Raw genomic sequence first — 16,685 nt, forward strand, 5'->3', positions numbered from 1 at the left:
CCATGAAAATACAACATTTTTCAGAGCTGATGCAGAACCAGAAGCAGGCAGCGATCATGTCCACCGATTCAGCTTTTCAGGTATTGGAAAGTTATGATGGGCATTCATTTTTTTTCTCCGTAGGCACCGATGATGTCCTTTATCTAACCAGGGAACTTAGTAGCGAGATCACCGGCTGGTCAAAGATCGACCTGAGCAGCGGGCTTTCTGCCTATCACGGCGGCAATCCGGTAAAAGCAAAAGTTTTTGCCGTCAGCCAGAGCCCGCTCAACGGGGCAATTGACATTGCCCTTGCCATCACCGTCGACGGGGCCGATTATCTTTATGTTTCAATCGGAAATTCCTACCAGGATCCTGCATGGACCGGAAACATCAGCTGGCTGATCATGCCTTTCAAGGATCCCGGACATGTGGTTCCCGTATTGGTGATCAATGATATCTACATCAACCAATCCGGTGGAAATGAATTTATCCTTGTGGATATACTCAAAGATCCCGGAAGCAGCTTAGATTATATTTACCGCTACGCTGTCGACCCTTCCGCCAAAGATGGAAATTACTGGATTGCCAACAACCTTTCGGGCAACCTTGCGGCGGACGGTCTGGTGAGCTGCCTGGGAAGAAAAAAAGGCCAACTGGTGGACGGTACCTATACCTATGGAAAGAACGTCGGGAAAGAAGAATTGCTCTATACCCCACTGTGGAACCCTTTTTCAAAAGGTACAGAACCATCGGCAACCAGGCTGGAGGCTCCCACGGGTACGACAGCCATCGCTTCCGCCTTAAATTATGGGTCAGTAGCGCCTGGAAATACCCCCGTATATACGGACCTGTATGTCGCGGCCGGGGACAGCCTTCATTGTTTCCCCTGGGATGCCCAGTCAAATGATTCCAAAAGCCAGGTGCTGGTGAGTAATCCGATCCTTTCAGATGTGAAAAGCCTGTATGCGCATGCTGATGAAAAGGTAGTGATCATCTGGGGGCTAAACGGTGTCGGAGAAATCTTCTATCTGGAGTGCCCTGCAGGCCAACAGACTGCCCCTTCCGCCTGGACCTACCCCTTAGCCATTCTTTACGGGGTAGAGCAGATGGCCTTTTTTATCAATAGCGTTACCGATAACAATGTGCTTTTTGCGTATACGCATACAGCGGAATTGCTGCAGCTCACACAGGATCCGGTGACCAGTACATGGATCCAGCGTCAGATCCTCCTGCCGACAACCGACGTTGATGATGTACTCGAAGTGGATACCTTCACCACACAGATCACGGTCACGGATGATGATAATCTGCCCGCTTCAGAAGCAATTGTCCTTATACGCGGAACCAGTCCCGTGAGCGTCTATATCAACGATGTCTACAGCCATATCAAAACAGATGCTCCGATAGAAGTTACCACGGATTACGCCGGAAATATCTCCATTATGCAGGAAACGCAGGCCATCGGGGCTATCTGCTATCAGTTGGAACTTCCTGATGGTACGGTCGCCGATGTAAACCCCATGAACAAGATGCTCGACATTATGGGCACTATAAAATCCGGGGCTGACCTCGCCTCGGTAGAGGTAACCGATGCCAATGGAAACCAGCAGCCCCTGGTGCCAAAGGATACGCCGTCAGACCAGCTTGACGCGACGAGCATTGCGCTCCAGGAACTGGTCAGGGCCGGCGGGACGATGCCGCCTGACGGATCAAACCTGCCCGGCGTGGAAAGCAAACGATATGTCAGCAAGGGTGCCGATACAGTCTCCACGGGAGAACACCTGTGGGGCATATCCTACGATGAAAAGTTTGAATACCGGAACGGAAGCCTTGCACTGACTCACTACAGAAATAGATATGGCACAGACGATTTTCTTTCCCTCTCCATCAAATGCATCGCAGGGGATGTTTTTAACTGGTTAAAGCATGCCTATCAGGATGTAAAAGGATTTTTCTCCGATGTAGTTGACGGGGTGACCCATTTTTTTATCGAGATAGGTGGAAAGATTTACAGCTTTATACTGAACAGTATCAACGTTGTCGTCCGCTCTATCGAGATGGTTTTCAATAAGATCAAAGTTTTCCTGGAAGATCTGATCAAATGGATAGGCTTTTTGTTCCAGTGGAAAGATATCCTAAGAACCCATTCGGTGCTAAAAAGTCTTTTCCTAAAATTCGCGGATGATTCGATCACCAATATCGATCAGTTGAAATCAACGCTGACCAAACAGTTCGACCTGCTGGAACAGCGGATCAATGACATCTCGGGCCTGCCCGACATTAAGCGCAGCATCAGCAGCTTTTCTTCGGATGCCGCACCACCCGAAGAAGGAAATAGTCCACAGGCCAATTGGGGCATCAATCAGACCAAGAATAACGCCAAGCGTTCAGATACTTCTTTCGACCCCAATGTTGATGACCCCGGAGAGCTGGAAAAACTTTTACTGGTGCTCGTTGATACCATCGGCCGCGAAGAGGATATATTTGCCGAGGCCATTGATGAAATCAAAACGCAGATCATTGATCAGCTGACCAGTCTTCCTATAACTGATATCATCAAACGCATACTTGGCGTGCTCTCCAAAATTGTATTGAGTACTGTCGAAAACGTGATAGAGAGCGTCCTGGACATCCTGAAGATAATGGTTCAGACAGCAGTGGGCGTTCTGGATGCAACCATCCGCATCCCAGTAATTTCAAAAGTCTACAAGAAAATAACCAACGGCAGTGAACTGAGTTTCCTGGATCTTGTCTGTCTGGTTGTGGCCATTCCCACCACGGTTGTTTACAAGGCATTGAACAACAAACCTCCTTTTGATGATACCAGCTTCACCACTGCGGTCATCAATGCACCGGATTTCCACACACTCCGTCTTCTCTACAGCGGAAACGGGGAAGTTGCGGCGGAACAAGATGCCGAACAGGTGATGCAACAGGTCCTTAATCTTACGGCCAGTTTTGCCTCGATGCCCATGCTGTTTTTTAACATCTGTAACTTTGCATCCCTGCAGGGCACAGAACAGATCCCGAAGTCAGTAGGATTTTTGGGCGTCGCCAATTACATGTGTTATATGGCCCCTAACCTCTTGCCCTTATTTACAGGTCAACCGTTTTCACCCTGGTACGTAGACCTGAATTATGCAATTACAGCAGTAAGCCTGCTGAAAGCACTCACAGATGTACTCGCTTCAAAAGTTAAGCCATGGGCCAAAATTTCTCCTTATGTAGAATCTGCAATTAATGCCACATGGTGCGTTCCGCCAATCTTCACGTTGATAGATGCTTCAAAAGGTAACCCGCAAAAGGATAACGCCCTCGCCATACCCACTTCGGATATCCTGTCCAACACCGGGAATTTTGCCTTCAACCTAGGGGGATTCATCACTCCCTTACTGACCGCTAAAAATCCTTACATTTCCGGCGGCGGGCTAATCGGTATGCAGCTCTGCACAAGCACCTACGGTATACTGATGACCTTGACGGCTGCAAGCGAAAATAAGGAATGATCCATTGAAAGCCAGCTATCAGTCGGCAGACTATTTAACCAGCTGTTCAATCCTTGAGCAGCTGGTTTCAGGCTATATTGGCAGCATAAAACAATACATCTGGTATGCTATGCTAAATTCCTAAAATCGAGATTATTTCCGCACGCACCAGGTGGTCATGGACCTCATTTTCACATTATTCCGCTACTTCCACCACAACCCGCCGCCATAATATATAACCCAGACGGCCACAAAGTTCTGCTACAAAATACTGGATATCTCCTGGAACATCATTTACAATACAATAGCGGATTTTATACTTGGCATTATAACTCATTTAAATCACCAGATCATCCGGCGAGAAACCTTGATCGGACAATGCTTTCAGATGCACCTCTTCGAGTTCCTTCGCTGCACGTTGCAGTCTATCGTTCATTACTTTCGCCAAGGACATTTGCGGCACAAAATCAGTTTCGAGAATAGCTAAAACGGTTACAGTCATTGCGCAAATATATTTTCATAAACGGCATTTACAAACGCAAAAACCTAAAGCACTGAAAAACAGTCAAAATGTTTTTAACTCAGCCGAGATCTCACACAAGGGGTGTAAATATTTCCCGGAAACAGGCCTTAAAAATGACCGCACATATGATCCATGACAGCATCAGGTACCTATATCAACCCCTTTTCCAAAAAAAACTATGAAACCCTAGAACAGCACCGAATACTTTTCAACGGCGAATTTCAGCTTTTATTAATAGACCACTCATTAAATTTCGCTTCTGAAATAAATCGAATTTTTCCGTTTTAGCGGTTTGCCTGGCCGCAATATATCGGGGCGGCCTGCCTTTATAACAAGCTGGTACCAACCTATCACAACAGGCAATCATCCCAGGAATTTTCGAAGAGGCTGGAAAAACTAGACACCAGTTTAACCTCAATGGATTTACTCGTGTACGCCCGGTTTTCGTAAAGCTCTGATTCCTAGAGCAATTGTAGAGAACATCATTAAAGCGGACCAATGGTCTAAAGGGCAATTGATCACATCTATATAATACATTGTCCCAGTGTTTGCACTGAAAGCTCAAAACACCCCGAAAGGTCAGAGTAACACTATAGCTCAGTGTACTTCAACAAGCCAGGGTACAACAGACAGGGCCATGAATCAACCAGAACCCACTATATGCACTGGCCGCATGGTCGGCAGGATATCAATATGGTATTTCACATGGTTGGGGCCAGGAAGATTCCCTTTATTGGGCCAATGTACAGATGAAGCTATGGATTTACCATCATGGTTATTAAACCAGAAACCTTGGCGGGATTTATTCCCTGCCAATGCACGTGTACTAAATCTATTACCTGTCTCATGCCGGATATAAAATTCTTTTGAAGTCTTGAAACATCTTCATTCTGCCTTAAGTGTGTATATCAGTGAAAGTTACTTTTCTGTTTCCAACCAAACTGCTCACCAGTTTTATTACCGGATGATGCGCATCTGGTTCCGTTCCCTCCGAACAAAATACCCTTAGGATCCATTTCCTCAAGACCTTACGGTAAAACCCGTCTTACTGCCCGATTTACCCTCAATTAAGAGCTTTTTAAAGATCAAGACCATTCCGAAAGCTATTGTAACGCTTAGAAAATGCTTTATGCCTTCAGATTAGCAAAGCGACTATAGTCCATCCTGAATTGTTGATATACTAACATAAGCGATTATTTTATGCAGAAACTAAAAGATCCCCAAAAGCAAGTCGTGAAAAACTCTGACCGAAAGGTCAGAACGGCCAGTTTGCACCGGAACAGTTGGTCGCTTTCAAGCGAAATGGGGTGAGAGTGTACCTTCCTGAATTTACTTGTCGTTTTTGAATTATAATACTAAAATAAGTTTACATACTCCCATCGCTAGTTATCAACCCCAACTCATCAGAGGAGATTGGCAATGAGGTATCCCCCGCCCATTAGGATTAAGGGTATTGCAAGAGATACTAAGACCAAAGGCCAGGCAAAGAGTCTGAAATAAGAAAACAGTTTAGCTTTGGAGGGATCTTTAGGGTCGTACATGATAATACCTGTCTCCCCGATTTTCCAACTTGGGGGGATTACTTCCATCTGGCAACTCAAATGTAAATATCCTGTTGTCCATTGTTCGATAGTGAAAGGTTGGTAAATATACCGCGCCCTCTGAGACAGTTGTACGTGATGAAATTACAGTACCAGTTGTCTTCTTACCAAATGAATATGCTGGAGAAGCTGAATAATCATTCTCCAAGTTTATAAAGCTAACTCTAAGTGGTGCTATTGGGCTTCAGCAGGGCTCTTCTTTGATCGATAAGTTTTCGATAAGTATATTAATGCGAAAATTTTAACCTGTTTTCTTTAGTAAATAAATAAAAACATAAAACAATTACTTAATTCACATTGTTGTGAATTAAAAATTTTGTTTTCACCCGTTTAGGATTTCAGCCCGCTTACAGCAATTAGCAGAGCTGATATTGAACAGATTAATTTTACCAATGCAAATACTCAACGTTTAACATAAAATCAATTTACAAATCATGAAAAAAATCATCTTATCAGCAGTTTTCGCTTTTTCAGCGCTAGCATTTTTGCCATCATCTTCTAAAGCTCAAAACACCCCGAAAGATCAGAGTAACACTATAGCTCAGAGTACTTCAACAAGCCAGGGTACAACAGACAGGGCCATGAATCAACCAGAACCCACCAATGCACTAGCCGCATGGTCGGCAGGATATCAATATGGTATTTCACATGGTTGGGGCCAGGAAGATTCCCTTTATTGGGCCAATGTACAGATGAAGCTATGGATTTACCATCATGGTTATTAAACCAGAAACCTTGGCGGGATTTATTCCCGCCAATGCACGTGTACTAAATCTATAACGTGTCTCATGCCGGATATAGAAATTCATTTGAAGTCATGAAACATCTTCATTCTGCCTTAAGTGTGTATTTCGGTGAAAGTTACTTTTCTGTTTCCAACTAAACTGCTCACCAATTTTATTACCGGATGATGCGCACCTGGTTCGGTTCCCTCAGAACAAAAATACCCTTAGGATCCATTTTCCTCAAGACCTTACGGTAAAATCCGTCTTACTGCCCGATTTACCCTCAATTTAGAGCTTTTTAAAGATCAAGACCATTCCGAAGGCTATTGTAACGCTTAGAAATGCTTTATGACTTCAGATTAGTAAAGCGACTATAGTCCATCCTGAATTGTTGATATACTAACATAAGCGATTATTTATGCAGAAACTAAAAGATCCCCAATTTCCAACTTGGGGGATTACTTCCATCTGGCAACTCAAATGTAAATATCCTGTTGTCCATTGTTTGATAGCGAAAGGTTGGTAAATATACCCTCGCCCTCTGAGACAATTGTACGTAATGAAATTACAGTACCAGTCGTCTTTTTGGCATTTTTTAAAAATGAAAGGGAATTTTTAAAAATTAAGGATGCTACCAGCAATAGTAACAGTCCCACGCCGAGAAAAAGATAATATTGCGACATAATTTTTTTTTATTTTGACCAGATTTAACCAAGAAAAACATCACACTTACCGGCATCCGTACGAATATAGGATAATTTCAGAAAAGTGATAACTGTGCAATGTAGTTACGTGCCTTATAGCATGTTACCTTGAGTGATGATAAAAACCGATCACGAACTCTATCTAACTTTAGTAAAATCAGGAAAAATATATAGGATCAAACATTCTCGTTTTCTACCAAAATATTTGAATGTCAGGTATAGATTCTTCAAAATCAATAAAGTTAGCTTGCTAATGGGCGATTCTACCTCTGCGATGAGCAGACCTTGGCCAACATCCCGCATAAACGGCTGCGCACCATCAGGGAAGTTTTAGTCAATTCATAACCTTGCCAAAAAATTCCATGGGATACCAAGGGTGTAAACTTCCTAGGTAAACAACCAGGCTGATCAGCTTTTTACATCTTACTGTCAACAAAATTTGCATACTTCAATAACAATAAGCAATTTGATCCGGTAATACAGTCAAACAGACTCCGAACTCAGCAAGACTTACTTTTTTCCGAAACAAAATGCAACTGCCAACGTTAAATAAAAAAATACAAAATGACTGACCCGAGAAGTTATTCGAATAAAAAAAGCAACCTCGTGCAAGCCATGGAGCAGCGCTTTCTAGCTTTGGCCCATGCAACATCGGACGTCGTTTATTCGCTAAGCCCGGACTGGGAAATTATGTATGAGCTGGATGGACGCGGTTTTTTAAAAAATTCAGACCGACCCATTACCGGATGGAAAGCTATTAATGTTTTCGCCGGAGATTTGGAAATTGTCAATGAAGCGATTGCAGCATCCATCCGGAATAAAAAAACATTTGCTCTTGAGCACCGCGTAAACCGCGCAGACGGGACAACAGGCTGGACCTTTTCAAGGGCAATTCCGCTGATTGATGCCAATGGAGAAATTACCGAATGGATTGGAACAGCAAGTGATATCACATCAAGGAAAGAAGCGGAGATTGCACTGCAGGAATCAAAGGCGAAAGCCCTCGAACAGAAACGGATTTACGAAACAATAACTTCGGGAACGCCGGATCTGATGTATGTGTTTGATCTGAACTATAACTTCATTTATGCCAACGAAGCACTGCTGAGGATGTGGGGTAAAACCGCGCAGGATGCTATTGGGAAAGGATTGCTTGAAAATGGCTATGAACAATGGCATGCCGAGATGCACTGGGGTGAAATTGATACCGTGGTGGCCAGTGCGCAGCCTATCAGGGGCGAGGTTACTTTTCCGCACGCTACTCTGGGAAAAAGATATTATGATTATATTTTTACGCCAGTATTTAGCCCAGATGGCCGGGTAGAAGCAGTTGCAGGTACGACCCGGGACGTAACCGAGATCAGGCAGACAGTTACCCTTTTGCAGCAAACCAGCGAAAAATTAAAAGCCACCAACGAAAAGCTTGCAGCAGCTAATGAAAGGCTGCAAGCTGCAAACGAAAAACTTTTAGCCGTAAATGAAGAATTGTCAACAGCCAGAAACCGTATAGTTGATACAGAAAAAGCGATGCGGCATGCTATAGAGGCAGCCCATTTGGGTACATGGTCTGTCGAAATCGGCGCCACGGATATCACTGCTGATTCAAGGGCAAAAGCTTTGTTCGGTTTTCTCCCTGATGAGCCGTTGACTTTGCCGCAGCTTTTGGCTTGCGTGCTCGAAGATTACAGGTCTAATGTAAGCGACCAGATCAGGCTTGCAATACATGATGGAAAGACCCTGGATGTAACCTACCCCGCGAGTGGTTTTCGTGATAATACTTTGCGCTGGCTGAGGGCGATAGGTGATTTTGACCGCAAGAGGGAACCTGGGGCAAAGCAGTTCATGACCGGAATACTGATGGATGTAACCGAACAAAAAAATGATGAACTCCGCAAAAACGATTTCATCGCAATGGTTAGCCATGAACTTAAAACCCCACTGACTTCTATGAAAGCATTTGTTCAGCTTGCCCAGCGCAGGCTCACTGGCGGGGGGGATCAAACAGCGGCTCTTGCGATGGATAAGGCAGAGCACCAGGTGAGTAAGATGTCGAGCATGATCAATGGGTTCCTGAACCTATCAATACTCGAATCAGGTAAAATCCAGCTCAACCTCGAACTTTTCAATCTTGAAAAACTGATTGAAAATATTGAGAAAGACACCCAGGCGACTGTCTTCAGCCACACTATACTTTTTGCCCCGGTGGAGCAGACCATTGTCCATGCAGATGAAGAGAAAATAAGCCACGTTATCCAAAATTTTATCAGCAATGCGGTTAAGTATTCCCCACGCGGCAGTACAATCAAAGTTGCCTGCATAAATGATGAAACAGAAGCACGTGTCAGTGTCAGCGATAGCGGCATTGGTATTGACAGCTATGACTTGCCAAAAGTTTTTGACCGTTATTACAGGGTTGAAGGTAGTAAACTGGCAACTGTTTCGGGTTTTGGAATAGGACTTTACATCTGTAAAGAAATCATTATCCGCCATGGAGGTCGAATCTGGGCAGAAAGCGACCCCGGTAAAGGTTCAAAATTTAGTTTTACTATACCCATGCCAACAACCTAAGACCTCTTATTGCATATTTCACCAATAGTAGCGTATCTGTTTCGGTGCATAGTGGCCGCAAAACCGCTTCCCGGATGATGCACTCCTTTCCCTCTGAAACAATGCAGACCACGGCTCCAATCCTTTCTTTCTGGCACGAGGCATGCCCATAAAATGCGTTTACCAGTCCAGAGCGCATTTAAGTCCGATCTTTTGATCTAAAAAACTTCAAGACCTCCAGACAAGCGATTAGACAATTTAGAATGGCAGAGGGGCCCTTACCCCAGCTCAAGACCAAATACGATCTCAGAGCCGCAGATTTCGCTAAAGTTTGAAAAATTATTCGGAACGCTATACCCAAAAAAAAAATAGGTTAGAAAGCTTAAAACGGCCACTTTGAACAAAAATTAAATGTCAGTTTGAAGCGTAATCTTCTGTCAGCTTAAATGTGGATTAAGTGACCACTTTTGCTGAAATAACAAAATTGACAGAATACTTTAATAATACCGTATAGTGTCAGTAGGTCTATAGAAACATTTTATCTCCCATATTTCCCCTAAAACAATTACAGTTATTGAACATGCTTTGTACTTTAATGATCAAGCTACCTTTTTTACAATAAGCAAAACAATCCCGCAAAATTCAAGTTGAAAATATATAAGGTCCGTGCCGGACCTTGAAACATCGCTTTGTTCCATATCAAGCTCATTCCCTATGTTAAAAGACAAGACCCAACAGGCAGATGCCCTTATCGAAGAATTGAAAATCAATGCACAGCTCCGGTTAAGGATGCTCAAACTGAAATCCATTTTAAAAATATCACGCATTAGTGCTGATTTAATTACCAATACCATTACAATTGTCTGCATACTACTTGCTTTTCTGTTTTCAACTTTTACCCTCGGGTGGTACTTTTCACATTTATTTAAAAGCTATTTCCTGGGTTTTGGTGCACTGACATTATTTTATATTTCGATTGCACTCATTGTTGGCGCTTTAAAAAACAATATGTTGGAAAAAGCACTAATGGATTTCACCATCGGAAAATATTTTAAGAAATACCATGAAGGAAATGAAGAAAAACCTTGAAATAAGCAACCTCGAAGAATTGAATGCCGAGCTGCTTACCATCGACAGGCAGATATCCTCGAGTCACCTGCGCATTGTGGATCATGGCCATAAACTTAGCCAATTTGACCTTCAATCCATTATCCGTCCCGAAGTAGAGCAAACGATAGAGTTAATCAGCAAACCATTATCAAAAATGGTTCCTGATGCCACAGCCAAACTACTGGAAAAGACGATTTTTTCCCGCCTGGGCTTTTTCAGCCGTAAGTCCCTTGGCCTTCTGAGTAAGGCAGTGGTAGCTAAGCTAATGAGTGAAAAGGATGATGAAAATTCAATAGGACCTACAGGCGTAAAAACCGCTCCAAAATCTGCTTATTCAGTTGAAGATGAACCAGCGGAAAACCGCAGGCATAAACCGAATGGGGCTCAAGAAGCACCGCTACCCGCAGGGAATACTCATCACGATGAACAGGTAACGCAGCTAATGAGTTTTAAGGGCATTTACCATCTGTTGAAAGCGGCATTTGAGGGTTTTTCAGACCATAAGGTAACCAAATTGAGCGGATCGCTTTCTTATTATACCGTTTTTTCCATGGCTCCACTACTGCTGGTTGTCATTTCCCTCAGTGCTATTTTTTTTAACCGGGAGGCAGCGGAAGGTCAGATTTTTGCCCAGTTGAAAGGCCTGCTCGGCTCAGATACCGCCCTGCAGTTACAGGAACTTATCAGAAATGCCGCACTTACAGCAAAAGGCAATGTTGCCATTATCATCGGGACCGTTACGCTGGTGCTGGGGGCAACGGGCATATTCGCTGACATCCAGGATTCGATCAATTTCATCTGGGGAATAAAACCAAAACCCAAAAGAGGCTGGTTAAAGATGCTCCAGAATCGGTTTTTATCATTTTCTGTGATCGTAAGCCTTGGATTTTTACTTGTGGTATCATTAGGGATTTCAGCGTTACTGGATGGCTTCAGCGTCAGGCTTCAGGCGAGGTTTTCTGAGATTTCGGTCGTAGTGTTTTATCTCCTTAATATTGTTTTGACTTTTATCATCATCACCACCATTTTTGGTGTGATCTTTAAGGTATTGCCAGATGCGAAAATAAAATGGGGAGAGGTGCTCTCTGGTGCGATGGTTACCGCATTTCTTTTCATGGTTGGCAAATTTGGGATCTCTTTTTACATTTCCAAAAGCAACGTAGGCGGAACCTACGGCGCGGCAGGATCACTGGTCGTGCTGTTGTTATGGACATATTATTCCTCCATTATCCTCTATTTCGGGGCAGAATTCACCAAAGCATTCGCTGTGGCCAAAGGTGCAGATATAAAGCCGAACCATTATGCAGTAAGCGTCAAAGAAATCGAGATAGAAAAAGAAGATTTACCTGTTAGCCAGTCGTCAAAAGAAGTTAAAGGCTAGGCCGATCACTCAACAATAAGATCAATGAAATTTACCCCTTTAAAACCATTAATCCACTGCATTTTAACCCTCTTTATCTTATTTGCACATCCCCGAAATTCATTGGCCCAGAATCCCATCGGTGTTAAAAATGATTCGGTAAAAACCATTCCCGACACCTTACTCTTCAGGATTCAAAGTGCCCAATCTGCGATCACAGAGATTAATGCTGCCAACAAAAAAGGCTATGACCTGGAGGTGATTCAAAGGAAGCTTTCTGATATCAGAAGTAATATTGATCCGCTCAAAACTGCCTTTTCCGTTAAAGGCGATCAGCCGGAAAGTAAGGGCCTGCTCAGTTATGAGCTTATTTTAAAGGATGCAGACTCCCGCTTAAAAGCCATAACAGAAGCACTTGTCAAAAGCAGCAACGACCTCCAGCGCATGGCCCAGCAAGTTACCCAGCTTAGCGGCGATTCCCTGTTGACAGCTACAGGCAATGATGCAGCTGATAAAGCGCTTTATGGGCAACAGATAAAGGATATCAAGCTCCGGCTTGATCAGGTGGGAAAGGCTACAGGAGAAAATCTTAATTCAGTAAACCGTTTGCTGGCCAGTACATCTTCCCTTGGCATAGAAGTATCAAATCTCAGGGCCCAGACAGCTGAAAGGTTGGAACAATCGGGAAAATTGGCCTTAAGCAAACAACAACCGTATTTTTGGGATGCCCCTATTAAAAACCAGAATAAAGGAGCCACCGGAAACCTGATCCTGACAAGCTACATCGGTCAGCAACAAATCCTTAAATATTTTATCTCCACTACCTGGGATAACCGTCTTCTTGCCTTTCTGATATCAGTTTTGTTTTTTGTATGGGTACACCACAATTTCAGCAGTTCAAAACGCACAGTTATCAAGAGGAAGATTGGGACATTAAAATTTGATTACCTGCGCCCCTACCCCATCCTTGCGACCCTGATCATCCTGCTGAACATCACTCCTGTTTTCGAACCCGGGGCCCCAAGCCTCTATATTGAGCTTATTGCATTGGTGTTACTATTGCTTATGACCATCCATCTCCGGGGAACCCTGGAAAAGAAACAGTTACGCTTCTGGTTTGCCATAACCTTATTGTACACGCTATTAATACTTGGCAACGCGGCTGTGGACGATGGATTACCGTTGAGGTCGGCGCTGATGCTGATCAATATTTTTTTCATTTGGTTAGGCGTGAAGATGTACCGAAAGACAAGCTTTAAGGTTTTCCCGAAAAAGTATGTGCATGCAGTCTTTGCGCTTTTGGTCATATTCAATGCATCTGCGGTAGTGTTGAATCTGTTCGGAAGAGTGGACCTGGCCAAGATCCTCAGCGTAACAGGCGTAATCGGACTGATACAACTGATCTCTCTCTCCGTTTTCACGCAGATCATGCTTGATGCTTTTGAACTCCAGATGCGCATCAGCTCCTGCAACAATGGCTTTTTTTCGAGGATCAACCAGTCCAAGGCGAAGGCAAAGCTTAAAAAGGCCCTTTCTGTTGTTTCATTACTGCTCTGGATCATGGTATTATTTATGAACCTAAGCCTCATCAGCGGCATCTGGCAATGGCTCACATCCATCGTAAGCAAACCCCGCGTCTTTGGAAGTATTCATTTCAGTTTTGGCAATATCCTTTTCTTTACTGTGATTATATACATTTCGAATAAACTGCAGAAGCATGTCCCGCTGCTTTTTGGCGAAGAAAAGATAACATTCAATGAGTCAAGTGGGCAAAAAGGTTCGAAAGTGGCATTGGCCAGACTGGTGATCATCATTGCCGGCGTGCTGCTAGCGGTAGTAGCATCAGGACTTCCCATGGATAAGCTGACAGTGGTTTTGGGAGCTTTCGGGGTAGGGATTGGTCTGGGCATGCAGAACATTGTGAATAATTTCGTATCAGGCATTATTTTAATATTTGAAAAACCTTTTCGTATCGGGGATTATGTTGAACTTGCCGATAAAAAGGGTAAGGTACGGGACATCGGTATCCGCTCAAGCAAACTGCTCACCCCACAAGGATCCGAGGTGATCATCCCTAACGGAGATCTTCTTTCAGGCAGGCTGGTTAACTGGACACTAAACAATGAGTACATTAAAACAGAACTGCTGCTGAAAGTGCCGGCAGACAGTGACCTTGAGCTGGTCAATAAAACTATCAAAGAAATTGTATCCTCGCAAGATGCCGCTGTAAGAAATCTTGATGCAGAAATTCTCATCAATGCCATCGCTGCAGATAGCGTGGAGTTAAAGGTGCTCTGCTGGATCAGCAATATTTACGTGGAAGCTGACTTCAAAAATAAGTTCCTTCGGGCTATGCTCATCAATGCACCTAAAAATGGAATTAAAATGTTGTAGCGTACCTTTTGAAGCTGAATAATGCAAGGCAGTTGGGAACCAAGCGGCATAACCCATTTTATTTTGAGAATATTTATAAGCCCGGGCTATTTCGATAATGGATTTGGCAGACAGATAGGTTTTCCCAAACAGTATTACTTTATACTATGCTATCCAATCAGATAACAATACATTCAAAAATGAATTTTAAGCAAATATATCTAATCCTGGAAATCAACAATATTTCCTAGTAAGAGATGGGATTTCCTGGGGCTGATTATCCTTGAGACCATCTTTTTCTAGATTTTCCCCTTCGAAGTACTCATCAAATGAAGTACTCCTATCCAAATGTCGAACCATATGCAATGCTTTAACATATTGATTATTTTTCCTTGAAAAGACGATCATTAGAAAAGATAACGGAAAAGATCCGCCAATAACCCTTATATTCTAAATTCTTATGTTAATGGAGGGTTATAAGGTATTAAGGCGAAAATGATTGCGCGTTTCGTTTTTCAAAGGGTAGGTTAACTGAATTTGTGTTAGTCAAACATGCCCAGCGCTGCGCCCAAGGATTTATGAAAACATCCCTTTTAAGCATCTTATTGCTACTTCTCATCCGAGCCAGCCATGCGCAGTACACCTATACCCTTAACATCAAAAACCAGAACTGGAAGGCAAAAAATCAAACTCTACCGACCGGACAAAAACACAGCAGGCATGGAAAATCGATTCCTCGGCCATTGAAAACGGAACGGCAAGCTTTAAAGGAAACATTTCGCAACCCGTGCACCTCGCAGAACTGGACTTATGACCAAAAGAAAACCCGCCTCCATTAAGTTCCCCCTGGATTCCGGAGAACATTCGCTCCTCCTGGAAATGGGCAAAGGCTTAAACAGGCAACCAGTTATTTCCGGACTGGAAACCAACAGCATGAAAATACGGAAGCAATCAGAACAGCAATGGCACGCGCGGACACCTGTGCCAAGATACCCACAATTTGCCAAGACAGCTAAATCATGCTTCTCAAACCAAAGTCCTATAGTGCTTCGGGTCAAACCGTATTTCCGACTCGCTGTCCTCTTGCCAAGCATCCCTGAATTACCTCACACAGGGTGTTTACTTTAACATCTTCATTTTAGCGACCCAAGGTCTTCTTTTTGCAATTTGTGTGAGTCTTTGCTTTTTTTTTTTCTACTTTTTTTGTTTGTAATGACAAGCTATAGCAGGACAAGAAAATGGATATTGTTGCCTGATCCGATCAGCAATGTCCCAGACTTAACTTAGATGCAAGATGGCATATAGGGAAACTGTGGAAATAAATAGCCAAAGAACGATACCTTGCAGGAACGGCTTCAGCCCAACATTTGATAGCACTTGCCTGGATAGTCCAGCCCCTATTAAAAATAGTGTCAGGTTCAATCCGGCCTTTGCAAGGGAGATCAGAACAGGGCTTGTCGCTTTAACTGCAGGCACATATGTATTGGCTATCATAGCAAGGATGAATAGGCTTATAAAATAGGGTATGCTGATTTTTTTGGTTTTGCTTTTGAATATGAAAGTTGAAAGAAAAGCGACTGGTATGATCCAAAGTGCCCTGGCAAGCTTGACCGTCGTAGCCACTTCGAGGGCACGTGCACCATATTTACTTGCAGCACCTACAACCGAGCTGGTATCGTGAACGGCTATGGCACACCACAGGCCGAACTGCGTTTGCGATAAATTAAAGTAATGCCCAATGGCCGGAAAGAGGAACAGTGCAAGGGAGTTTAAGATAAATACGCAGCCTAATGCGACTGTAATCTGTTTTTCTCCGGCATTGATAACGGGAGAAATCGCAGCAATGGCACTTCCTCCACAGATAGCTGTGCCAGTCGAGATCAGATAAGATGTTTTCTTTTCAAGCTTTAACCAGCGACCCATCAGATATCCTAGGACCAAAGTAGAACTGATCGATGCCACTGTAAAGAGAATGCCCTCCCTACCTGCCTGCAGTGCACTCTGCACGTTCATGCCGAAGCCCAGCCCCACTACTGAAACCTGCAAAAGCAAATGTGTCATCTTTTGATTGATGTGCAGGTATGGGTGCCCGATCGTCTGTGCGATTGCCAGGCCGAGAAAAAGCGCAACAGCAGGGTTAAAAAATGGTGTGAGGCAAGCTATGGCGCATGTGATGAAAATTATCTTTCTACTTTTGCTATTAATATTCAGGAGCGCACCTGGAGGATTATCCGCATCCAGATATTTGTTTATGTTCATATAGAGTTGTTTTTAA

At 43.5% G+C, this 16,685-nt stretch carries 8 protein-coding genes; 6 read left to right on the forward strand and 2 right to left on the reverse strand.

Going from position 1 to position 16,685, the window contains the following annotated elements:
• The first annotated feature begins 2 nt into the window (after positions 1-2).
• Positions 3-3,488: a hypothetical protein gene (locus DRW42_RS00115; protein WP_113946804.1), complete on the forward strand. Its 3,486-nt coding sequence runs from the start codon at positions 3-5 to the stop codon at positions 3,486-3,488.
• Between the two features lie 316 nt (positions 3,489-3,804).
• Here DRW42_RS00115 and DRW42_RS29170 read toward each other — a convergent pair whose 3' ends face one another.
• Complete coding sequence (locus DRW42_RS29170; protein WP_244215153.1) at positions 3,805-3,969, reverse strand: hypothetical protein; 165 nt, start codon at positions 3,967-3,969, stop codon at positions 3,805-3,807.
• 2,056 nt (positions 3,970-6,025) lie between these two features.
• Between DRW42_RS29170 and DRW42_RS00130 the strand changes: the two genes are divergently transcribed.
• The 5 genes from DRW42_RS00130 (at position 6,026) to DRW42_RS00155 (ending at position 14,431) form a co-directional block, all read left to right on the forward strand.
• Entirely contained in the window at positions 6,026-6,316 is a 291-nt protein-coding gene (locus DRW42_RS00130; protein ID WP_113946806.1) for a hypothetical protein, read from the forward strand.
• 1,268 nt (positions 6,317-7,584) lie between these two features.
• Positions 7,585-9,588 carry an ATP-binding protein gene (locus DRW42_RS00140; RefSeq protein ID WP_113946808.1) on the forward strand — a complete coding sequence of 668 codons (2,004 nt, stop codon included), beginning with the start codon at positions 7,585-7,587 and terminating at the stop codon, positions 9,586-9,588.
• A 693-nt stretch (positions 9,589-10,281) separates the two neighbouring features.
• Positions 10,282-10,656, forward strand: a complete 375-nt coding sequence (locus DRW42_RS00145) for a hypothetical protein (RefSeq protein WP_113946809.1) — start codon at positions 10,282-10,284, stop codon at positions 10,654-10,656.
• A complete protein-coding gene (locus DRW42_RS00150) occupies positions 10,640-12,058 on the forward strand; it encodes a YihY/virulence factor BrkB family protein (protein WP_113946810.1) in 1,419 nt (472 codons plus the stop codon). The genes DRW42_RS00145 and DRW42_RS00150 overlap by 17 nt, the downstream gene beginning before the upstream one ends.
• A gap of 102 nt (positions 12,059-12,160) precedes the next feature.
• Positions 12,161-14,431, forward strand: coding sequence for a mechanosensitive ion channel family protein (locus tag DRW42_RS00155; protein ID WP_244215154.1), 2,271 nt, complete (start codon positions 12,161-12,163; stop codon positions 14,429-14,431).
• A gap of 1,257 nt (positions 14,432-15,688) precedes the next feature.
• Here the strand turns inward: DRW42_RS00155 and DRW42_RS00165 are convergent.
• The gene (locus tag DRW42_RS00165; protein ID WP_113946813.1) at positions 15,689-16,669 is read right to left on the reverse strand and encodes a YeiH family protein; all 981 of its coding nucleotides are present in this window, start codon (positions 16,667-16,669) and stop codon (positions 15,689-15,691) included.
• Positions 16,670-16,685 lie beyond the last annotated feature (16 nt).

The sequence above is a fragment of the Pedobacter miscanthi genome (genome assembly GCF_003315595.1).
Lineage (GTDB): Bacteria > Bacteroidota > Bacteroidia > Sphingobacteriales > Sphingobacteriaceae > Pedobacter > Pedobacter miscanthi.

Coding starts and splice junctions, on each gene's coding strand:
- DRW42_RS29170 (WP_244215153.1), bottom strand. CDS start 3,969: ATGACTGTAACCGTTTTAGCTATTCTCGAAACTGATTTTGTGCCGCAA.
- DRW42_RS00165 (WP_113946813.1), bottom strand. CDS start 16,669: ATGAACATAAACAAATATCTGGATGCGGATAATCCTCCAGGTGCGCTC.
- DRW42_RS00150 (WP_113946810.1), top strand. CDS start 10,640: ATGAAGAAAAACCTTGAAATAAGCAACCTCGAAGAATTGAATGCCGAG.
- DRW42_RS00130 (WP_113946806.1), top strand. CDS start 6,026: ATGAAAAAAATCATCTTATCAGCAGTTTTCGCTTTTTCAGCGCTAGCA.
- DRW42_RS00140 (WP_113946808.1), top strand. CDS start 7,585: ATGACTGACCCGAGAAGTTATTCGAATAAAAAAAGCAACCTCGTGCAA.
- DRW42_RS00115 (WP_113946804.1), top strand. CDS start 3: ATGAAAATACAACATTTTTCAGAGCTGATGCAGAACCAGAAGCAGGCA.
- DRW42_RS00145 (WP_113946809.1), top strand. CDS start 10,282: ATGTTAAAAGACAAGACCCAACAGGCAGATGCCCTTATCGAAGAATTG.